Source organism: Mesorhizobium sp. M1A.F.Ca.ET.072.01.1.1 (genome assembly GCF_004023325.1).
Taxonomy (GTDB): Bacteria; Pseudomonadota; Alphaproteobacteria; order Rhizobiales; family Rhizobiaceae; genus Mesorhizobium.
Genome location: NZ_RZSF01000405.1, coordinates 1 through 4,913, shown reverse-complemented (window position 1 = coordinate 4,913; position 4,913 = coordinate 1). Strand labels below are relative to the sequence as shown.

Genomic DNA, 4,913 nt, shown 5'->3' with positions numbered 1-4,913 from the left:
CTTCCCGCCGATTGCGTCTATTTCGGCGAAATCAGCCTTTCGGGCGCGGTGAGGCCGGTTGCGCATGCGCAGCAGCGCCTTAAAGAGGCCGAAAAGCTGGGTTTTGGAAGCGCGGTGCTGCCGCTCGGCAGCGAGGAAGTCGTTGGCGGTAATGGGGCCGGGGGAATCGCGGCCGGCGCTTTCCAGCCCACCGAGCTTGCCGACCTGGTGGCGCGCATAGCCGGCTCACGGCGCAGCCGCGCCGACGAGGGGGAGTGATGCAGCTCATGATGTGGGGCGAAAGACATGCCGATTACGCTGCTTGACGGAATTCTCGTCGGCTTCACCCTGGTCTCGGCGATGCTTGCCATGGTGCGCGGCTTTTCCCGCGAAGTATTGTCGGTGGTGTCGTGGGCAGCGGCGGCGGCGGCGGCCTTCTTCTTCTACAAGCCGGTCCTGCCCTACGTTCAGCCCTATGTCGACAACGACAAGATCGCCATGGCCGCGGCGGCCGGCATCGTCTTTGTCATCGCGCTGATCGTCGTCTCGGTGATCACCATGAAGATCGCCGACTGGATCATCGATTCGCGCATCGGCGCGCTCGATCGCACGCTCGGTTTCCTCTACGGCGCGGCGCGCGGCATCCTGGTCGTCGCGGTGGCGCTATTGTTCTTCAACTGGCTGGCCGGCGCCAAGGCGCCCGCCTGGGTTGCCAACGCCAAGTCGCGGCCGCTGCTCGAGACGATCGGCGCCAAGCTCGAAAGCGTGCTGCCCGAGAACACGGAAGAGCTGGTCAACAAATACACGCGTAAGGTCACGCCCCAGGCCGGCGCGCCGGCGACCACCGACCAGCCCGCGGCCGAGCCGCCGGCGACCGGCGACGACAGCGCGACGGCGCCCGACGACAGCGAAGGCGAAGCGCCGGCCGACAATGAGCCGGCCCCAGCCCCCGCCCCGGCTCCCGCCGCTCCGGCGCCGGCAAACTGAAATCCAGGCCAGTTCCGGCACTGGCCTGCATTTTATGAATGCGGCATCGCATGCGTTGCGTTCGATGAGCGATCGCCTTATATGGCGGTTTTAGCGGAGCTTGAGCCCCAGATGGCAGACTCAACGGCAGACGCAGGCAAAGTCCTTTCCGCCGAGGCCGATGACCATTTCCATGACGAGTGCGGCGTGTTCGGCATTTTCGGCCGGCAGGACGCGGCTGCCATCGTCACACTCGGGCTTCACGCGCTCCAGCATCGCGGTCAGGAAGCCGCCGGCATCGTTTCCTATGACGGCACCCAGTTCCATGTCGAGCGTCATGTCGGGCTGATCGGCGACACCTTCACCAAACAGAACGTCATCGATCACCTGCAGGGCAACCGCGCCATCGGCCACACCCGCTACGCCACCACCGGCGGCGCGGGCCTGCGCAACATCCAGCCCTTCTTCGCCGAGTTGGCCGAAGGCGGCCTTGCGGTCGCCCATAACGGCAACCTCACCAATGCGCTCACCGTCCAGCGCGCATTGCAGAAACAGGGCTCGATCTTCTCCTCCACTTCCGACACCGAGACGCTGCTGCATCTGGTCGCGACCAGCAAGGAACGCGATTTGAACTCGCGCTTCATCGATGCCGTTCGCCAGGTCGAGGGTGCCTTCTCGCTGGTCGCGATGACGGCCAAGAAGATGATCGGCTGCCGCGATCCGCTCGGCATCCGTCCGCTGGTGCTCGGCGACCTCGACGGCGCCTGGATACTTGCTTCGGAAACCTGCGCGCTCGACATCATCGGCGCTCGTTTCGTGCGCGACATCAAGCCGGGCGAGATGGTGGTCATCACCTCCAAGGGCATCGAGAGCCTGTTCCCGTTCGAGCCGCAGAAGACCCGCTTCTGTATCTTCGAATATGTCTATTTCGCGCGGCCGGATTCCTCGGTCGAGGGCCGCAACGTCTATGAGGTCCGCAAGCGCATCGGCGCCGAGCTGGCGCAGGAAAACCCGGTCGAGGCCGACATCGTCGTGCCGGTGCCGGATTCCGGCACGCCGGCCGCGATCGGCTTCAGCCAGGCCGCAGGCATTCCCTTCGAGCTTGGCATCATCCGCAACCACTATGTCGGCCGCACCTTCATCCAGCCGGGCGATTCCATCCGCCATATGGGCGTGAAGCTCAAGCACAATGCCAACCGCCGCATGATCGAGGGCAAGCGCGTGGTGCTGGTCGACGATTCCATCGTGCGCGGCACCACCAGCCAAAAGATCGTGCAGATGGTGCGTGACGCCGGCGCGAAGGAAGTGCATATGCGCATCGCATCGCCGCCGACCAGCGCATCGTGCTTCTACGGCGTCGACACGCCGGAGAAATCGAAGCTTCTGGCATCGCGCATGTCGGTCGAGGAGATGGCCGAGTTCATCCGCGTCGATTCGCTCGGGTTTTTGTCGATCGACGGGCTCTACCGCGCCGTCGGCGAGGCGCGACGCGACAACGACCAGCCGCAATTCTGCGACGCCTGCTTCACCGGCCAGTACCCTACCCGCCTGCTCGACTTCGAAGGCCACGACAACGTGCGCACGCTGTCGCTGCTGGCGAGCGGCGGGTCGTAAGCCGGTCCACCCCACGGAATCCCTCACATGACCCTCGACCTTTCCGGCCGCGTCGCGGTCGTCACCGGCGCCTCGCGCGGCATCGGTTACTTCATCGCCAGGGAACTGGCTGCCGCCGGCGCGCATGTCGTCGCGGTCGCCCGCACCGTCGGCGGGCTGGAAGAGCTTGACGATGCGATCAAGGCCGACGGCCGCGGACAGGCGACGCTGGTGCCGCTCGACCTCGCCGACATGGCGGGCATCGACCGGCTCGGCGGCGCCATCCACGAGCGCTGGGGAAAGCTCGACATCCTGGTCGCCAATGCCGGTATACTCGGGGTGATCTCGCCGATCGGCCATGTCGAAGCAAAAATCTTCGATAAGGTAATGACCGTCAACGTCACCGCGACCTGGCGCCTGATCCGTTCGGTCGATCCGTTGCTTCGGCTCTCCGACGCCGGACGCGCGATCATCATGTCCTCCAACGCGGCGCACTCGGCGCGCGCCTTCTGGGCGCCCTACGCGGCTTCCAAGGCCGCGGTGGAGACGATGATGCGCTCCTGGGCGCATGAGACCGAGAGCCTGCCGCTTCGGGTCAACGCCGCCGATCCGGGCGCCACCCGCACCGCAATGCGCGCTCAGGCCATGCCCGGCGAGGATCCCGAGACGCTGCCGCATCCGTCCGAGATCGCCAAACGCATCGTGCCGCTGGCAAGCCCGGACTTGAAGGAAACCGGGCTGATCTTCCAGGCCAGGCACAACCGTTTCGTCGCCTATCGGCAGCCGGAATAAACCTGCCTCAAGGCGGATGAAACAGCCCTCCGGCTACGTTCTTCGAATGTAGAACATTCGAAACCGGAGGACCGACATGCGCAGACTTCTTCTCGTTGCCGCCACCGCCATTACCGCCGCACTCGCCGCCACGGCAGGCGCGGCCCTGTCGCAAGACGCCAAGATGAGCTTCTTCGTCACCAGCGTCGGCTCCGGCAAGGGCGCCGATCTCGGCGGCCTCAAGGGTGCGGACGCGCATTGCGCCTCGCTGGCAGAAGCGGCCGGCGTCACCGGCAAGACCTGGCACGCCTATCTCTCCTCCAGCACCGAGGATGCGCGCGACCGCATCGGCAAGGGTCCCTGGTTCAATGCCAAGGGCGAGAAGATCGCCGACGACGTCGCCTCGCTGCACAGCGACGCCAACTCCATCAGCAAGCAGACGGCGCTTACCGAGAAGGGCGAAGTCGTCAACGGCCGCGGCGACAAGCCCAACCGCCACGACGTGCTGACCGGCTCCAAGCCCGATGGCACCAAGATCGCCGACCAGACCTGCGGCGACTGGACGATGAGCGGCGCGGAAGGGGCGGCCATGACGGGCCATCACGACCGCGCCGGCCTCGACGAATCGGCCGCGGCGAAGTCGTGGAATTCCTCACATGCTTCGCGCGGCGGCTGCAGCCAGGAGGCGCTGAGAGGCACGGGCGGCGACGGCCTGTTCTACTGCTTCGCTGTCGAATAAGCGTCCGGCCAGCGGTCGTTCACGGGTCTGTGACCAGGGCGGGGGAGCGTATGCCGCCGCCCTGCTTTCGCCATTTGCTGGGAGTTGCTAGCATCGATCCGACTCCGACATCCAGCAAAGAGGAATTCCCATGGCTGCCACCCCCAGCGTAGCGTTGGTCTGGTATCTTGTGATCGCCGGCCCGCAGGGCGGCATGGCGGTGCTGCCCAGCACCTTCGACACCCGCGAACAGTGCACCAACGCGATTGCCGAATATCAGAAGCAGCCGACGCCGCAGGGTTGGGCCGTGCAGTGTGTGCCGAGCGCCTCGCCCTTCACCGACGAGGGGGATGCGGAAGTGCCATCGGCGCAGTAGCGCCAGCTGATCTCCCCCTTTTGGGCCAATCTCCCCCGCAAGTGGGGAGATCGCAGTTCCAACGCAGCGCCAGGCCTATGCCCTTTGACTTCGGCCGCCGCGGCCATACCTTTGCGGGGGTCGTTCCCGCGGAGGTCGCATGCGGTCCAAGTTGAAGCTCCTGCCCTTCATCCTCCTGGCGCTCGCAGCCTTTGCGCAGCCAGTCGGCGCCGAAACACCTGAACGGCCGGCGCCGGCCGGCGGCGTGCTGTCGCTTTTGCCGCCGCCGCAGGTCACCGAGCACTCGATCACGCTTGGCGGACGCAAGCTCGACTACCAAGCCAAGGCCGGCACGCTGTCGCTGCTTTCCGGCAAGGGCGAGGTCACGGCCGAGATCTTCTACGTCGCCTACACGCAGCAGTCGCCTGCCCCGGCCAAAGAGCGGCCGATCACCTTCGTCTTCAACGGCGCGCCGCGCGCGGCCTCCGCCCACCCGCCTCTCCGCGCGATCGGCCCGCGCCTCGTTTCGAC

General features: G+C 66.1%; 5 protein-coding genes and 2 pseudogenes. All 7 read left to right on the top strand.

Annotated features, from left to right (window positions below; all coding sequences use genetic code 11):
* Window positions 1-258 (top strand): annotated as a pseudogene (locus EOA32_RS32915) (DNA repair protein RadA); the annotation flags it as partial.
* A gap of 27 nt (window positions 259-285) precedes the next feature.
* Window positions 286-966 carry a CvpA family protein gene (locus tag EOA32_RS32910; RefSeq protein ID WP_067001375.1) on the top strand — a complete coding sequence of 227 codons (681 nt, stop codon included), beginning with the start codon at window positions 286-288 and terminating at the stop codon, window positions 964-966.
* Between the two features lie 111 nt (window positions 967-1,077).
* Complete coding sequence (purF, locus tag EOA32_RS32905) at window positions 1,078-2,559, top strand: amidophosphoribosyltransferase (RefSeq protein ID WP_128373949.1); 1,482 nt, start codon at window positions 1,078-1,080, stop codon at window positions 2,557-2,559.
* 27 nt (window positions 2,560-2,586) lie between these two features.
* Window positions 2,587-3,330 carry an SDR family NAD(P)-dependent oxidoreductase gene (locus tag EOA32_RS32900; RefSeq protein WP_128373948.1) on the top strand — a complete coding sequence of 248 codons (744 nt, stop codon included), beginning with the start codon at window positions 2,587-2,589 and terminating at the stop codon, window positions 3,328-3,330.
* 76 nt (window positions 3,331-3,406) lie between these two features.
* Window positions 3,407-4,048, top strand: coding sequence for a hypothetical protein (locus EOA32_RS32895; protein ID WP_128373947.1), 642 nt, complete (start codon window positions 3,407-3,409; stop codon window positions 4,046-4,048).
* A gap of 130 nt (window positions 4,049-4,178) precedes the next feature.
* Complete coding sequence (locus tag EOA32_RS32890) at window positions 4,179-4,403, top strand: hypothetical protein (protein ID WP_067001363.1); 225 nt, start codon at window positions 4,179-4,181, stop codon at window positions 4,401-4,403.
* A gap of 139 nt (window positions 4,404-4,542) precedes the next feature.
* Window positions 4,543-4,913, top strand: a pseudogene (locus EOA32_RS32885) (peptidase S10); the annotation flags it as partial.

Excerpts from the sequence above, each read along its gene's own strand:
- EOA32_RS32910 (WP_067001375.1), top strand. The coding sequence starts at position 286 with ATGCCGATTACGCTGCTTGACGGAATTCTCGTCGGCTTCACCCTGGTC.
- purF (WP_128373949.1), top strand. The coding sequence starts at position 1,078 with ATGGCAGACTCAACGGCAGACGCAGGCAAAGTCCTTTCCGCCGAGGCC.
- EOA32_RS32900 (WP_128373948.1), top strand. The coding sequence starts at position 2,587 with ATGACCCTCGACCTTTCCGGCCGCGTCGCGGTCGTCACCGGCGCCTCG.
- EOA32_RS32895 (WP_128373947.1), top strand. The coding sequence starts at position 3,407 with ATGCGCAGACTTCTTCTCGTTGCCGCCACCGCCATTACCGCCGCACTC.
- EOA32_RS32890 (WP_067001363.1), top strand. The coding sequence starts at position 4,179 with ATGGCTGCCACCCCCAGCGTAGCGTTGGTCTGGTATCTTGTGATCGCC.